Source organism: Pseudoalteromonas ostreae, from assembly GCF_018069805.1.
Classification (GTDB): Bacteria; Pseudomonadota; Gammaproteobacteria; order Enterobacterales; family Alteromonadaceae; genus Pseudoalteromonas; species Pseudoalteromonas ostreae.
Genome location: NZ_JAGPYN010000021.1, coordinates 46,144 through 62,878 on the forward strand (window position 1 = coordinate 46,144; position 16,735 = coordinate 62,878).

At 38.9% G+C, this 16,735-nt stretch carries 13 protein-coding genes; 5 read left to right on the plus strand and 8 right to left on the minus strand.

What is annotated here, in order from left to right:
* The first annotated feature begins 10 nt into the window (after positions 1 to 10).
* Entirely contained in the window at positions 11 to 1,240 is a 1,230-nt protein-coding gene (serA, locus tag J7338_RS16000; RefSeq protein ID WP_145241268.1) for a phosphoglycerate dehydrogenase, read from the plus strand.
* Positions 1,241 to 1,361: 121 nt separating this feature from the next.
* Here serA and J7338_RS16005 read toward each other — a convergent pair whose 3' ends face one another.
* The 3 genes from J7338_RS16005 to J7338_RS16015 all read right to left on the minus strand — a co-directional run bounded on the left by J7338_RS16005 (position 1,362) and on the right by J7338_RS16015 (position 5,116).
* Positions 1,362 to 2,804: an amidohydrolase family protein gene (locus J7338_RS16005; RefSeq protein WP_228733010.1), complete on the minus strand. Its 1,443-nt coding sequence runs from the start codon at positions 2,802 to 2,804 to the stop codon at positions 1,362 to 1,364.
* A 572-nt stretch (positions 2,805 to 3,376) separates the two neighbouring features.
* Positions 3,377 to 3,850, minus strand: a complete 474-nt coding sequence (locus J7338_RS16010; protein ID WP_275074525.1) for a VOC family protein — start codon at positions 3,848 to 3,850, stop codon at positions 3,377 to 3,379.
* A gap of 567 nt (positions 3,851 to 4,417) precedes the next feature.
* A complete protein-coding gene (locus J7338_RS16015) occupies positions 4,418 to 5,116 on the minus strand; it encodes a tRNA1(Val) (adenine(37)-N6)-methyltransferase (protein WP_210797970.1) in 699 nt (232 codons plus the stop codon).
* 76 nt (positions 5,117 to 5,192) lie between these two features.
* Here J7338_RS16015 and srmB point away from each other — a divergent pair, with 76 nt between their 5' ends.
* Complete coding sequence (gene srmB, locus J7338_RS16020) at positions 5,193 to 6,425, plus strand: ATP-dependent RNA helicase SrmB (RefSeq protein ID WP_210797971.1); 1,233 nt, start codon at positions 5,193 to 5,195, stop codon at positions 6,423 to 6,425.
* 73 nt (positions 6,426 to 6,498) lie between these two features.
* Here srmB and J7338_RS16025 read toward each other — a convergent pair whose 3' ends face one another.
* A complete protein-coding gene (locus J7338_RS16025) occupies positions 6,499 to 8,571 on the minus strand; it encodes a S8 family serine peptidase (protein ID WP_210797972.1) in 2,073 nt (690 codons plus the stop codon).
* Positions 8,572 to 9,040: 469 nt separating this feature from the next.
* On the opposite strand from J7338_RS16025, the gene J7338_RS16030 reads away from it, so the two are divergent.
* The 3 genes from J7338_RS16030 to J7338_RS16040 all read left to right on the plus strand — a co-directional run bounded on the left by J7338_RS16030 (position 9,041) and on the right by J7338_RS16040 (position 11,352).
* Positions 9,041 to 9,391: a BON domain-containing protein gene (locus J7338_RS16030; protein ID WP_210797973.1), complete on the plus strand. Its 351-nt coding sequence runs from the start codon at positions 9,041 to 9,043 to the stop codon at positions 9,389 to 9,391.
* Positions 9,392 to 9,526: 135 nt separating this feature from the next.
* Positions 9,527 to 10,678 (plus strand): DUF262 domain-containing protein, encoded by a 1,152-nt coding sequence (locus tag J7338_RS16035; RefSeq protein ID WP_210797974.1) that lies wholly within the window; start codon positions 9,527 to 9,529, stop codon positions 10,676 to 10,678.
* 2 nt (positions 10,679 to 10,680) lie between these two features.
* Positions 10,681 to 11,352 (plus strand): MAE_28990/MAE_18760 family HEPN-like nuclease, encoded by a 672-nt coding sequence (locus J7338_RS16040; RefSeq protein WP_210797975.1) that lies wholly within the window; start codon positions 10,681 to 10,683, stop codon positions 11,350 to 11,352.
* Here J7338_RS16040 and J7338_RS16045 read toward each other — a convergent pair.
* The 4 genes from J7338_RS16045 to J7338_RS16060 form a co-directional block, all read right to left on the minus strand.
* The gene (locus J7338_RS16045) at positions 11,349 to 12,380 is read right to left on the minus strand and encodes a DNA cytosine methyltransferase (RefSeq protein WP_210797976.1); all 1,032 of its coding nucleotides are present in this window, start codon (positions 12,378 to 12,380) and stop codon (positions 11,349 to 11,351) included. The two genes, J7338_RS16040 and J7338_RS16045, sit on opposite strands and share 4 nt — an antisense overlap.
* A 603-nt stretch (positions 12,381 to 12,983) precedes the next feature.
* Positions 12,984 to 14,993, minus strand: a complete 2,010-nt coding sequence (locus tag J7338_RS16050) for an alpha-amylase (protein ID WP_210797977.1) — start codon at positions 14,991 to 14,993, stop codon at positions 12,984 to 12,986.
* A gap of 318 nt (positions 14,994 to 15,311) precedes the next feature.
* Positions 15,312 to 15,506, minus strand: coding sequence for a DUF1289 domain-containing protein (locus J7338_RS16055; protein WP_210797978.1), 195 nt, complete (start codon positions 15,504 to 15,506; stop codon positions 15,312 to 15,314).
* A 260-nt stretch (positions 15,507 to 15,766) separates the two neighbouring features.
* Positions 15,767 to 16,681 carry a mechanosensitive ion channel family protein gene (locus J7338_RS16060; protein ID WP_210797979.1) on the minus strand — a complete coding sequence of 305 codons (915 nt, stop codon included), beginning with the start codon at positions 16,679 to 16,681 and terminating at the stop codon, positions 15,767 to 15,769.
* Positions 16,682 to 16,735 lie beyond the last annotated feature (54 nt).

The following is a 16,735-nucleotide window of genomic DNA, read 5'->3' on the forward strand; positions in this document are numbered from 1 at the left end:
GGATGAGGATATGAGTAAGGTATCGTTAGCAAAAGACAAAATTAAAATTCTTTTGCTTGAAGGTGTACATCAAAGCGCTGTAGAAACGCTAAAACGTAACGGCTACAGCAATATTGATTATGTAAAAACCTCATTGCCTGAGGACGAACTAATTGAACGCATTAAAGATGTGCATTTTGTAGGCCTTCGTTCTCGTACTCATATTTCTGAAGCTGTACTTGAAGCCGCAGAAAAACTGGTTGCCGTTGGTTGTTTTTGTATCGGCACTAACCAGGTTGATTTAAGTGCCGCACGCAAGCGCGGTATTGCAGTATTCAACGCACCGTTTTCTAATACCCGCTCTGTTGCTGAGTTAGTACTTGGTGAAATTTTACTATTGTTCCGTGGTATTCCAGAGCGTAATGCCATTGCCCACCGTGGCGGCTGGTTAAAAACCGCCAATGGCTCATTTGAAGCCCGTGGTAAAACTTTAGGTATTATTGGTTACGGCCACATTGGTACGCAGCTAGGTATCATGGCTGAAAATATCGGTATGAACGTTGAATTTTACGATATAGAAGACAAGCTAACCCTAGGTAATGCCACACAAGTACATAACCTAACGCAGCTACTGCAACGCGCTGATGTTATTAGCTTACATGTGCCTGAAACACCGCAGACTAAAAACCTAATTGGTAGCGCGGAAATTTCAGTGATGAAACAAGGTTCAATTTTGATCAACGCCTCACGCGGCACCGTAGTTGATATTGATGCCCTAGCAGAAGCACTGCGTGATAAAAAAATCAGCGGCGCTGCCATCGACGTATTCCCAGTTGAGCCAAAATCAAACGATGAAGAATTTGTGTCGCCACTACGCGAATTTGACAACGTAATTTTAACGCCGCATATTGGTGGTTCAACTCAAGAAGCGCAAGAAAACATTGGTATTGAAGTCGCGGGTAAACTAGCAAAATACTCAGACAACGGCTCAACGATTACTGCTGTTAACTTCCCTGAAGTATCACTGCCAGAGCTTGCCAACCGTAGCCGTTTATTACACGTACACCACAACCGCCCAGGTGTGTTAACTCAAATTAACCAAGCATTTGCCCAGCACGGCATCAACATCGCCGCGCAATACTTACAAACCGACGAAGCGATTGGTTACGTAGTAATAGACGTAGATACCGACCACTCTGAAATAGCACTAAAAGAGTTGAGTGCGGTTGAAGGCACGATCAGAGCACGTATTCTTCACTAAGAGATATTTGGATCAATATTCATTACGGGAGATGAGCCGCCCATTGCACTTCCTGTTAATAGAAAGCGCATGATGGGTGCTGTGGGGGCTGGAGGTTAGAGGCCTCCGGCTACCCGATTAGCTATTTATTGACCACCAAACTTTCTCTAGCTATGGGGTCTCCATGCAGGATAATCGTTTCTATACGGTTCCACGATTCTATAGAGTCTAAAGGATTAGTTTTAAGCAGCAGAAGGTTAGCAATTTTGCCAACTTCTACAGTGCCATAATCTTTATCAATTCTGAATTTTTTAGCATTATTAATAGTTGCCGCCGCCAGTACTTCTTCAAGCGATAGCCCTGCGGTAACCATAGCTTCCATTTCTTGGTAGGTTGTCAGTCCCGGTTGGTTAGCAAAACTAGGGCTACCAGGAAAGTCTGAAGCCAATAAAATAGGAAGGTTAGAACTTCTTAGATATTGAATGACTTTATTACCTTTTCCTATTCGCCCATATAAGAATGCATCTGATATTGATTGATCAGGCATTCCATCAAAACCAATTCGAAGTTCCTCCTTGAACCACTGCGCCTCAGTCGTCCTATACCAATCGATAAGTGACTTAGGTGTAATGGATAAAAATTCAGGGGAATTAACAATAGTTGGGAGCATTACTTCACCTAAGCCAGCAATCACTCTTTGTGTAGGCATATAGCCTACTTTGTTATCAATGATTATATCCAGAGTGTTAGATACCTCCTTAGGTATATCTTTCTCGCGATTATATTGTCCCCAATTCCACATACCATGAGCGATAACATCAACACCTGCGGCAAGTGCTAATTGTTGCATATCTAAGGCATTAGCATGGGCTACTATAAGTAAATTATATTTTTCAGCCGCTATTTTAATTCGTTTTAGCGTATTAGTTGAAAATGTTTGCCATTGACTAGCGTTACCATAACCGTCTTCAAAATAAATTTTTATACATGAAGCACCTGAATTGGCAATTTCACCAACGAGCCTTTCTACTGAATTTACTGCGGTTGCCTCTGCACTTTCATCAATTAAATAAGTAAATATTGATCTTGATAGATCATCTGTTTTTTCTATATATGGAAAGGTATTCTTTGATGTTAATACCTCACAGCGAAAATAATCAGGGTGATGAGGCGCCGAAGTAAAATAGTCGAAACTCACTCCCGGATTGGGATCAAGTATTTGAGTAACCCCATAATATAAAAAGCTTTTTGGTTGTTGTTCAAAATAAGCCTTTACGAGTTTTGGGTTTTTAATAGCCACAGGTTCAACACCAAAACCCATACCAGGAATTGACGAAACATGGGCATGGCTATCCATAAGACCAGGCGTTAAGAATTTTCCCGAACCATTTATTTTAAGATCGTAGGATATAACATTTTTATCAGTTATTTCGGTAATTCGTCCGTCATTTATTAATACATTCATCTGTATTTTGGGAGCTTGCAAATGAGGTGAAATGATAGTGACATTTTCAATTAGAACCTTGTTCTGCGCTAATAAAGCAACAGAAAACAATGAAATTGAGAGTAGTAATACTTTAATCATAATACTTCCATATGAGATTAATTAAATAGTTAGACATAGTGGCCCCTCACTGTGTTAGCCTCGACTTTTCGAGGATTAGCTTAATTCAAAACCAGAGCCCTAATTAGTTTATCAATTAACTAAACAGCAGAGGCTAACATAAATAAACCGATTGTTAATCATCGCATAACATCACTTCCTGAAACCGACTTGACTGTTATCGACTATATCGAGCGCCATCCTACGGATAAAAATCGACTGAATGTACTGATCTCCTACTACGAACAAAAACAAGGAGTGACACAAATAGAGTTTGACCGTATGGAACTGGGGTTATTTGGTATCAAGTATTATTAGAAAGTTATGGAAGAAGTTGGATTTAGTGTTGAGCTTTATACGAAGCCAGAATCCTCTAGCACGAAATGTCGAACAGCAATTATAGGCACGCGATTATCTTAAGTTAACCAGGTTTTCCCAAAAACGAGCTTGGATGACTATACATCGCTCATAGCTGCCTGTCAGATGAAATATAAACCTATTTTTCAAAACTTTAAGATCAGATATGAGCCCCATAATTTATGCGTGTTAATAATTTATGCGTCTTCTTCTTTGCTTATTAAATCAGCCATACGTTGACTAATCTCGTCATCGCTAAGGTCTTCTTTATGAGTGCCAATAGTCCATACATGGCCAAATGGATCTTGTAAAGTGCCCGCTCTATCGCCGTAAAATTGGTCGTGCACTGGGCGCACCTCTATAGCACCTGCGGCAATCGCTTTAGAAAATACGGCATCAACATCTTCAACGTACAGCATTAAGCTAACCGGCGTACCGCCTAGCTCACCGGGACTTTTAAAATGCGCTTCAGGGCACATATCTGAAAGCATAATATGCGAATCACCAATTTTAATTTCTGCGTGAGCAATCCCACCATCTGGCAGCGGCATTTGCATAATAAGCTGCGCGTTAAATACCTTACAGTAATAATCTATTGCTTTTGTTGCGCCATTAATTATCAAGTAAGGAGTAATTGCATGATACCCCTTTGGTATTGCTGAAACCGTCATTTTACGCTCCAAATGTGTGACCTTATTCAATTAAGGTTAGTCGATATCAGCTGAAAGTCAGCTTTACAAAAATGAAAACTAAATACTCTGATTTAAATGATAAAGTGGTTCTAGCCCTTTAAAAATAAATATCTCCCCCAAGGTCTATAAACACCGTGAGCAATTTAGCTATTTTTTGAGTAGCTCAGAGAAGAATGTAATCTCTAATGCATTAAATAGCGCCGCTCCTAACTGCAAAATTCCCCTGAAAATTAAAACGAATAACCAACACTCTGCAAATAAAATAAAGTTACGCCATGAGAGCTTGAATAATTGGCTATAACTAATTGCTTCATTACCAATCAGTTGTTGGATATACATAAGTGCTTTAAAGCTGGCAATTAAGGCTGTGAATATAAAAATGGCCGTTAAAGCATCGTTATTAACCAGCGTAATAGGATATTGCTGAGCACCAATATAAGCACTAAGGAAAGTACAAAAATAAAAGGTTTAGGTAGTTGATTATCCATATCTATCACTGAGGTTTTTCATCAGTGTGCGATAAATGTACCTGTTTTTCAATGATGATTACATTTTCAAGTAAAAGTCTTTACATAAAGCTATATACTCATCGCTATATTGAGCCCCTTGACCATGAATCGTTAAGCTGGTCAGCTCACATTCTTGCATCTGATAAGCAAAGCACATTAAGCTCCTGCTCGGCGCTTTAGTGGCAGTAGTTTGTACTAAACAATGGCGCACTAAATACAAACCTTGTAATTGCGCCTGTGCAATAAACAACTGCGCTTCTGGGCAAGGTAGGATCACATTAAAAAAAGCATTTTGGTGACTAAGGTTTTTAAACGCAGTGATTAACTCACTAAAACTTAAGCTATCTGTATGACGTGCGGTATTACGGGCTAAGTCCTGCCCTTTTAAACTGGCATTAAAATACGGAGGGTTACTGATCACAACATCAAACTCAGTTGTGGTGGTTACTTGCTGAATAGCTTTTTGCATCAATTTAATATCGGGCCATGGGCTATTTGTAAAATTTTGCTGCGCATCAGCGCATGCATTGGCATCAATTTCAACAGCATTAACCTGCATAGCTGGTTTGCGTTGCTTGCACATTAATGCCAACAACCCAGTACCTGTGCCAATATCAAGTAACCGCTGTGAAGTAGTTAAGTCAGCCCATGCACCGAGTAAAATTCCATCCGTCGAGACCTTCATCGCACTGCGCGTTTGCGCTACTTTAAATTGTTTAAACACAAAGCCTGACATTTTTTCACCTTTTCATTCACCAACTGGCGGATAGCGCGTATAATTACCAGCAATTGTCCTCTATTTTTGACACTCTATGCAATTTTCTGATTTTGATATTGATAACAAGCTACTGCAAGCCGTTGCTAAAATGGGTTACGAAACCCCAACTAGCATTCAACAACAAGCGATCCCTGAAGCGCTGCAAGGGCGTGATATTTTAGCCTCTGCGCCAACCGGTACTGGTAAAACAGCGGCATTTTTGATCCCGGCGATTCAATACTTACTTGATTTCCCGCGTCGCGAGCCTGGTTTTGCTCGTGTTTTGATCATGACTCCAACGCGCGAGTTAGCTTATCAAATTCATGAACAGTGTGAACTACTTGCTAAAGGCACTAACCTTAAAATTGGTGTTGTTACTGGCGGTATTAACTACGGTACACATAAAGAAATTTTTGAAAAAAATAACGATATATTAATCGCCACACCAGGGCGATTAATGGAATATTTAGAAACCGAAAACTTTCATGCCGAAAACGTCGAGATGCTTATTTTAGACGAAGCAGACCGCATGTTAGACATGGGCTTTCGTAAAGAAATGATGCGTATTTGTGAAGAAGCAAAAAATCGTCGTCAGTGCTTTTTATTCTCAGCCACTCTTGAAGGCGATAGCGTTGAACGATTTGCAGAGCAAATTTTAAAAGATCCAGCCCTATTAGAAGCTGAATCTTCACGTAAAGAAAAAGCTAAAATCCACCAATGGGTACACATTGCTGATGATTACAACCATAAATTAGCTATGTTGGTTGAAATACTAAACAGTGAAGACTTAAACAAAGCTATTGTGTTTGTTAAAACCCGTGATCGCCTAGAAACATTAGTCGGCGAGCTGACCAATGCAGGGGTTCGCGCAGCCTGGTTACGTGGCGAGATGCCACAAGACAAACGCATGAAGGCAATGGATAATTTCCACAGTGGCCGTACAAGAATATTAGTTGCGACTGATGTTGCCGCCCGCGGTATTGATGTAGCTGATATTAGTCATGTGATCAACTTTGATATGCCACGCACAGCAGACGTGTATGTTCACCGTATTGGCCGCACAGCTCGCGCAGGTAAGAAAGGCATTGCAATTTCGTTAGTAGAAGCCCATGACATTGCAGTATTAGCAAAAATTGAACGCTACATTGAGTTGCGCCTTAAACGCCGTGTTGTTAAAGGATTTGAGCCGCGCCATAAAGAAGCTAAAGCGCCAATCAAAAAACATAAAGATCCGGTAAAAATCAAAGCCCGTAAAAAGGCCAAAGCAAAAACTAAGAAAAAGAAATAATTTACCTACTTTAACGCTACATAAAAAGCCGAGATTTATCATAGTCTCGGCTTTTTAGTTTAATTACCAGCAGCTACTGACAGACTCCTAGGTCTTTCCAAACGGCCCATGCGCTGGAATTATCAGCAGGGTTTGCGCCGCGCGTCCACCATCTCGCACTATAGCGCTTGCCATTATAGGCCACCTCTTCACCAGCCATGTAAACTGCACTTACACTCCAGTTTGATAAATCTGTGCAGCCGGTTTGTGTACCATCTGTAACAATTACTGTTTTAGTTAAGGTATGGTTAAGTCCTTGGGCATCGCTTACCGTAAGTGCTACATCGTAGGAACCTGCGGTTTGATAAGTATGATCGGGTGTTACAGTATTAGCGACACTGCCATCACCAAAAGTCCAATTATAGGCTGTAACAGCCACATCATCAGTCGATGCATTAGTGAAGCTGACTGCTAAACCATTTACACTAAAATCAAAGCTCGCTTTAGGTGCTTGATTTACATCTCCGTCATTTTGGCAATTACCTTGACGCGACCAAACATTTGAATAAATCGCAGGACTTGCCCCCGTTGACCACCAAGTTGCTTTATATTTAACTTGATTAAACTCAACCAAATCACCAACACGGTATGACTTTGCTGCATCCCAGCTAGCTAAACCATCACAACCGCCTGGAGGATTCGATGAAATAGCCACGATTTGACTACGCTGGTTTGTTTGCCCTATAGTGTCGGTCACTTCTAAAAGAACGGTATAATTACCTTCAGATGTATAAGTATGAATAGGGTTTTTAGTATTCGATGAATTCCCATCGCCAAAACTCCAGCTATAACTGCTGATCCCTTTATCATCCGTAGAGGTATTATTAAAAGTAACCTGTTTATCATTTACGATTGCGTTAAAGCTTGCAACAGGCGCATTATCTACGTCACTGCCACAATCAGATTGCGCTAAATAATCATAGGCATCTTTTGCTTTAATGATACCAAAACCGTATGAGGTATCACGCCCTTGTGCGCCACGATCTTGCGCAGTGGCATTTAAAGCATCACGAATTTGTTGATTACTACAGTTTGGAAAGTGACTCCAGACTAATGCTGCTACACCAGATACATGCGGTGTAGCCATGGAAGTACCACTAATGCTCTTATACCCGCCATTGTTCCATGTTGAGTTAGTACCAACGCCTGGCGCTGCAATTTCAACCTGAGCATTATATTGTGAGAACGATGCCTTATTACCATTACTATCAACTGCCGCCACAGATATAACCGCATCATAAGATGCAGGGTAACTTAACGAGCTGTTCGCTCCATTACCTGCAGCTGCAATATGTAACATACCTTGCGAATAGCTATTAGCAAAAGCTTGGCGCTCAGCATTAGATGATTGAGGACCACCTAAACTCATACTGGTAACTGTTGCTCCAGCGGCTTGACATTGGCCAATAGCCGCAACAAGATCAGAACCATATGCCCAATTACCTTGGTCATTAAATACTTTTACAATATGCAGCCCTAATTGGCCCGAAGAATTAACCCCAACAACACCCTGACCATTTCCACCTAACGCTGCAATAGTACCAGCAACATGTGTACCATGGCCGTTACCATCATTATACCAATTACCTGTATCATTAGCGCCATAACCATCATTGCCAGTGATCCCTGTATTTGGTAAGTCGGGATGATTAAGTGTGTAGCCAGTATCCATAATACATACTTTTTGATTACCAGTTAGGTTGTCCGATAATTGCTGAGCTTGAACCATAGTAATACCATATGGGGTACTTTCAGCCATTAAATAGCGCTTTGGATCCACTTCAATACTGGCTACATCACTACTTTGTAATAAACGCGCTTTTTGATCCGCCGTTAAAACCGCCGCCATTGCGTTAATATCAGGCAAGCTTTGTAATACTTCAACATTAGCTTGAGTAGCAATATCGCTCATTAAACTTACTTTAATATTATTAATCTGCGCTTTACTGCGTGCAAACGCAGTGTGTACCGCAGTTGTTTGCTCAGACAAGTGCACTATGAAGCGCTCTGATTCTACTTGTTCTGCCATTACAGAGCCTGCTGTTGATAACAAAATAGCACTCGCTAATGCCGTTATTTTGAATGGTGGGGTTTTCGACGCTTTCATTTAAAAATCCTTGGATGTTAGTTTAAATAGAATTAAAATTAACATTTAATTCACAGAAATTTAATAAAAACACCTAAAGACAACGCTGTCAACAAACCAAACACATTCACTAGCCATAGGAAGTAGAGCAATTAATCTATTGCAATTAAAGAAAGTATTTTTTAATTAGATGGCTATACAGTAACTAAACCACATGCCTTTGATTTACTTGAGTTCCATGATTTTTTGTAAAATAAATATTACAGATGATTTTATATCATATTGTTCTAAAAAAAATAAAAAAAGGAACAAATAAATCTAAAGCAATTAAAAACTAGCGTATTTTTTACTCAGTTGAATGTAAAAAATACCTAAACAGTTCACCAAAAATTTAAATTACCATTACATTTCAAAGACTTAACCTTGGAATAAATATTGTAATACTAGGGTTGCTATTCACTAAATATAATAGATGTTATGAGGGAAAATCATGAGTCGCTTCAAATTAAATGTATCATTGGTATCACTTTGCTGTGTATTTTTACTCGCCTGCGCAACGCAAGTCAGTGCAGCCACTAGTACAATTATGATCAGCAGCGTTTCTCCTCAACCAACGCTACAGCAAACGCTTGTTGATAAACTGCGCAGCAATCCAAACCTCAACTTATCACAACTGCAAGTCCATGTTGATGGCAACAAAGTAGCCTTATACGGCCAAGCAGAAACTGGCTTTGAACGCGCTTTGGCACAAAAATTTTTAGAGAATACCCAAGGTGTAGCGATCATAGAAAATAAAATGCAGGTGAGTGGAGTTGCGCGTCCCGCCGAGGAAATCCAATAAAGATAAATAAATTTTCTTTGAAACTTCATATATACAATCGGTTACCATTTAATTTTAAGTCACTATACAAACCATAATTAAGTCATTATTATCTTAGGAGAAAAACTACTTCACTTAAAATTATAGGTATATGAAATGGAACCTCAAATAAAACAGCTCAAACAATTACTACTTGAAGCCAACAGTGACGAAAGAAAAGTTGAGATTAAAGGTAAAATTGAAACTATTAAGGATGTTGCTGAAAGTGAAGTTAGAAGGCATCAACGCGAAGTAGATTTTGATTCCAAAGAAATGACTATTGAATTAGTAGTCTCTAAATATATGGATAAGCTAGATATAGAAGAGAATGAATTGTTTGTACCTGATTACCAAAGAGATTTTGTTTGGCCTGTTAAAAATCAAAGTAGACTAATTGAATCATTAATTATAGGTCTACCAATCCCACATATATTTGTCGCAGATGTAGAGTCTGAAGACCCAGATCTTGACGGACGGATTGAGATTGTCGATGGTTCTCAGAGAATAAGAACTCTTCATGCATTTTTAAATGATGAATTAACACTTGAACATCTTCAATTGATACCGCAATTAAATGGTTTTAAATTTTCAGACTTACCCACGTCTAGACAAAGAAGGTTCAGTCGGATTTCTGTCAGAATAATTGAACTTAGTAATTGTACAGAAGCTACTAGGCGTGATTTGTTTGAAAGAATAAATACTGGTAGTGATGAACTTAAAGACATGGAAGTAAGAAAAGGCTCTAAACATGGTAACTCCGCTTTATATAATCAAGTCATTAAAGTTTGTGCAGATAATTTAACCTTTAAAGAAGTTGTGCCTTTAAGCCCAGTGAAGCTAAAACGAGGTGAAGATCTTGAGTTTTCACTAAGGTTCTTTGCATATTTAAAAAACTATAAACAATTCGATCATTCCGTGAAAGAGTTTTTAGACAGCTATTTGGATTCAAATAGTGATAAAACACAAGAAGAAATCGCTGATATGAATCAAATTTTTGATAAAACAATGACTTTTGCTAAAGAATATTTTCCATTTGGTTTCAAAAAATCAACTGGTTCAAAAACAACACCTCGAGTCCGTTTTGAGGCTTTGTCTGTTGGAATAGCTCTTGCCTTAGAAGAAGAGCCTGATTTAAAGCCAATAGAAATATCTAAATGGTTATTTTCTGATGAATTTAAGAGCTTAACAACTGGAGATGCTTCAAATAGTAAACCTAGAGTTATAGCAAGAATAGAGTATGTTAAAAATAAGCTTCTAGAAGGAGTTTAAAATTGGAAAACTTACTTACAGAGCTAGAAGAAAGAAAAAATGAGCTTGAAGGTTACCTTAAATTAATCGAATTTTTAGATTCAAGCAAAGTAATTTCTAATGAAAAAAATATTGAATTTCAAGTTAACAATCACTTACTGAAAACATCTAAAGGTACTGTGTACCTTATTTTGTATAATTTAATAGAATCAACGATGCGGGAGGCTGTAGTAAAGATTCATGAAAAAATTTCTGTCGCAGGAGTCAGCTTTAATAATCTAAGATCAGAATTACAAACAAAAATTATACAACGAGCAAAAAAAAATAATACCCCTTTAGCAACTGTTCTACAAGATTTTGCAGGAGATATTTCATTGAATATTCACAATGCAGCATTAAAAAAAGAGAAGCTATTCTCAGGCAATATAGATAGACAAGAAATAAAAAATACAGCTTCAATATATGGTTTTAATGATAAAACAGACTATCTTAAAACAAGAAACGGTGAGCACTTAACCAATATTAAAGAAAATAGAAATGATCTTGCACATGGCAACAAGACCTTTTCAGAGGTTGGAGCAACAAAAAGCATCACAGAGTTAAAAAAGTTATGCGATGAAGTAATAGCTTTTATGTATGAAATCTTTGACAATATTATTGACTGTGTTGATAGTCAAAAGTATTTACAAGCTTAACCGTAAGAAACTACATGAAGATTAAGGCTTTCACCAATAGCTTTAGCTAGATTTACAGGAACAGCATTACCAATCATTCTCGCTACATTCGTAATTGAGTAGTTACTTGTATTGTCAGTAAAACGGTAACTAAAAGGAAACGATTGAATTAATGCTGCTTCCCTTAAACTCATAGCTCTATTTTGACTAGGGTGGCCATACCTCCCACTTCCATAGTTATAGCATTGAGTGGTGATAGTAGGACTTAATTCATCCCAGTCCATTCTCCCATAAACACTTGTATATTTTTTTCCTGTACTTTTTTTATGACAATTAGTTAAAAGCTCTTCAGGCCAGTCTTTCCATGTACCACCGGGCTTTGAAGCTTTAATTCTTTTAAGGTTTATTTTAGTCAAACCAGCAGAACGGTGAAGCACATCATTATTATCTACCTCGCCAGAGTTCAGTTTCGGTAAAAACCCGATAGCATCCTTCAAAGTCAAGTATTCATCCTTCTTGTGTGTTGGCGGTATAAGTGAAATTGGTCCTAATCTTGAGGCTAGAACTACTAACCTCTTTCTCTTTTGAGCAATGCCATAATCAGGGCAATATACAACACTATGCCAAACTGAATATCCTTCCGAGGTTAAGGTATTTAGAAATTCAAAAAACACCTCATGTTTTATTAATTCTGGCACATTTTCCATTGTAATGAGGTCTGGCTTTAACCCTGTTACTAAACGTGAAAAATGTGATAATAGCCCCCACCTTTCGTCCCTATCTCGCCCCTGTGTATAATTTGAAAAAGGCTGACATGGTGCACAACCGGCTAAGAGAATAATATCTGAACTTTGAAAGTGACTTGATAGCTGGCTTACTTTTAATTCTGCAATACTTTCGTTAAAAAAATGTGCATGATTGTTTACCTCGTATGGCAAACGACAGTTTTCATCAATATCGTACCCTGCGACAACATTGATACCACTTTTTTGTAGTCCATGGGTAAGTCCCCCAACCCCACAAAATAGATCAACTGCAACTATTGACACTGTTTTTTCACCCTCTAAAAAGATTTAATAATTTTACTTAAAATAAAATGGAACTGTTAAACTAATAACCAAGCAGTTTCATTAGCGCATTCTATATTAAATATAGTTAGTAGACTATGCCGTATGACGAACACATATAAATTGAACTCTGAAAAAATACTTTACGCATAAAACCTTATAATCAATAAAATGGCTTAACTCTATCAAAGCCTTAATCCTGAGCTGACGTTTAACATTACCTCCCTGTCATCACGCCCTGAAAATAAACATTGATGAATAATATCGTGCATTGAATGAAATAACGTGATGCTCGGGGCGTCGTGAAGTTCTAAGGGGCAGCTGCCCCTTAGTTACTTGTTGGCGAGAGGTTTTATCATGCTTTTTAAATAAGGATCGTATCAGCAAGCTTAACACCTACGATAAGATTTAGAGATTCAGGGCAAGCATTCGGACTTAAGTCTGAGCTAGTACAGCTAATAACAATAAGGTTTTTAGTCGTTGCTATGACCCTGACTTTCAAAACTTAAATTTGCAATAATAGAGGCTTACAACCCCCAGCTAAACGCATACTTATGGTTTAGCTGGGATTTATCTGTAATAAAATTAGAAATTGCGTATTTCTACCGTTGAATTATTAAACTCAAATTTATTAATTTTGCCACATTGAGCAACATGGTTAGTACTAGCATAAGGGGGGTTTGCTTGCGCAATATTGCCCTCCCAGCCCTGACCATTTTTAATAAACGCTTTTACCTCAAACCAGCCATTAACCGCTTTGCTGCAATCCATATCAACATCGAGCAGCCAATAATGTTCACCCCAAATATTCAGTGCTGTAACACCAAAGCCATCATTAGCAACGGTTTTTTCTGCCCCCCAAGTTGCTGGCCAAATATTAGTTGTCCAATCGGTTGCGGTCCCTTGTGCCTCAGTACTTTGGCCCATTTCAATACCATACCAATCTAGGTAATTATCGTTTGCTTTCCAAGGACTGGTAGTGGCACTTTGCAAATTATTATGGCGAATTGGCATAGCACATTCAAAGTTGCTGGTTTGGCAGTTACGTCCAAGGTTTGTGTTTGCATAAACATGGTCAATCCCGCCGCGAATAAACATATCTTGGCCAGTTTGCGTTTGTGCGTTAATAAATATCACCGTTCGCTGCCAATCACCCTGAGGATCAGGGGTTGAGTTAGTGGTTAACTTGGCATTTTTATGAATAGCCATTGCATCCCACGCGGCTACATTTAAGTTTATAGTACCATTTGCATTAACAGTAATAACTTCACCAGTACATCTTGTTGCATCATTAGTCAGCGCTCCTTTTAGCACGTTACAGTATTGCCCTGGAGCCATATCTGTTTGCACGGTAGTATTGAGTGTTGAGCCTTCTTTATTAATGGCAACATGACCTGAACTTCCTCTACCAAAGGCTATTTGATTATTAGTATTATCCCACCAATTGGTTGTTGCCCAGTTATCAGCCGTATTATTTCTAAAATCTACACCACCTGCAATGTATGCCCAACGATGCTCACATTGCCAATTACTCGCAAAGCATTCTAAATTACCGTTGTTATGTACAGGTACGCTTGGGCCACCAGCATCTGTGTCACCATGATAGTCGTAACTAGACATTACTTTTGGGTAACCATACGGGTAAGCCAACATAAATACGTTTGCTAAGTCGTACAAGCGGCCATCTTCAAAGGTAATAACATTACCGGCACCACCATGACCGCGTTGATTATCATGATTATCTACAAATACTACAGCTGATGCACTTGGCATAAACCCCCACCCTTCACCAAAATTACTTAACCATGCGAGCGAGCCATTTCTAAAGGTATTGCCAAGTTCAGTGCTGTATTTAAACTCCGTAACTAAACCTGACGCTAAATACTCAGAGGCACCAACAGCCTCGCCACCTTGATCAATTACTTCTTGAAAGACCACTGGCGAGCCATTCACTTTCGCCATTAAACTTTGAATATCACTGGCTGCAACATGTTTAGAGGCATCAAACCGAAAACCCTTAACACCAATGGCTTGTAATTCATTAATGTAAGCCGCTAATGTGTTTTGGACATACGTTGCAGCGGTATCTAAATCTGCTAGTCCAACTAACTCACAGTTTTGTACTCGGTAACGATCGTTGCCGTAGTCAGAGCCATTAATGGTGCAACTGGTGTGGAAGTCTTGTGGGCTATAAATTGGGTATTGTTTATTACCATAGGTATTACCAGCGGTTCCTGTACCACTGCCTGCAGCCATATGATTGATTAAAGTATCTACATAAATATCAACGCCAGCGGCATTACAGCGATTAACCATATCAATAAACTGCTCGCGGTTACCGCCTCGGCTTTGCAATAGGTAACTGACAGGTTGATAACGCGTCCACCATTGGCTGCCTTGTATATGTTCATTAGGCGGCGATACCTGTACCGCAGCATAGCCTTTAGGTCCTAGGTATTGTTCACATTCGAGGGCTACATCTTGCCAGTTCCATTCAAATAGATGGACGAATGTTGTTGGTGTTGCATTTGCAATCGACGTAGCACTTAGGGCAATACTTAGCCCAATAGTGATTACTATTTTTTTAATTTTCATTGTGTGTTCCGTTGTATTGTCAAGTAACAGGCATTCTGCATTTACAAAGAATTAACAATAGAGCGGTTCTCACAAAATGAAAATTGAATACGTATGCAATCAAAAGTTCAAAAACACCACTGCATTATGAATGCTTAGCACAAATGCAGTGGTGCAAGTGTATCGCTAACTTATTCTTTGTGTGTTGGAGTATTTATTAACAGGCATTACAGAGCAGTAAAACCTAGTATACGGTTTTTATCTTTATTACGAATTAAATGGTAATAACCTTGAAATTTGGAGTTAGCTTTTTACACTGCAGTTCGATCTACAAAGTGATTATTTATGTTGCGCGTCTTTGCGATTTTGGCATTCATTAAGAATCTGCTGCTTTTGTGCAGGGCTTGCACTGTGCCACGCAAGAATTTCATCAAGAGTTCTAAAGCAACCGATACAGGTATCGTTTTTATCCAAACAACAATGCCGAATACATGGGCTACTTGGTTCTTCATTGCTCACTTTAATGTTATTCATTAATTTTACCTTCAACCTTACTTATTAGACACTAGCCTTAGTTTTAGCTCGTGTCTAATAGGTGTTGTTGATAATCGGCTAGCGACAACTAAACTATGACCACTGCCCTTTACTTGTTCTGATGTTTCGCCATAAATGCTATCGATCCGTAGAAAACTTAATACTGGTAAATATGCGCAAATCAACCACTGTATTACCAGCTGTAAATTTGTGTAAATTAGTACTATCAACAGGTAAATATTACCTGTTGATAGAACCATTTATTGTTCTGAGTGCTGGCGCTTTTCAGTGATCATCGCATCGAGTTTTTCACCGCCTTTAATACCAAAATCAAGGGTGCGAATTGGGAATGGAATACTAATATCAGCGTCACTTAGCGCTTGTTTGACTGCCACAATTGCTTTATGGCGTACGGTCATAAAATCGGCCTCGCCGGGATATCTGATCCAAAACCACACCAGTAAGTTGACACTACTGTCGCCAAACCCTTCGGCATAAACAGCGGTTTCTTCTTGTTTAATTACAAAATCAAATTCATTGATTTTTTTAACTATCACCTCGCCAGCCAGCTCTGGGTCATCACCATATGAAATGCCCACTGGCACTTCAATGCGGCGTACACCTAAGGTACTGTAATTACGTAATACATTACGAAAAAGTATTTTGTTAGGCACTAAAATCAATTGCCCATAAAAGTTTTCGATAAGCGTGTTGCGCAAATTTATTGAGCGCACATTGCCAAACACATCATCGGTTTTTATAACATCGCCTGTTTTAAAAGGTTTGCGAATACCCATAGCAATACCAGCGATTAGGTTCTCTGTCATATCCTGAAAGGCAAAACCAATGGCAAGCCCCACAATACCGGCACCTGCAAGCAATGAGGTGACCGTGCCTTTGAGCCCCATAAAATCGAGGGCAACAAATAATCCCACGCACAATATAATCATTTTGAAAATTGAGGCCATTAAGTCGGCAATTTGTTGGGAGTCTAACGAGCGGCGTAAAACATTGCGCATCATCGAACCTAAAAAACGCGCGAGAATTGAGAAAATAATGGCGATGATCACCGCCACTATAAAATTAGGTATATGACTTATTACGACATCAAACCAGCCACCGAGTTTTTCTTCAATAAGTTTTTCGGCATCGCTGATAGAAGGTATTTTTAGCATTGCTTAACCTTGATTATTTTATAAATAGTGTCAGGTTAATGCAAAATAAGCGCC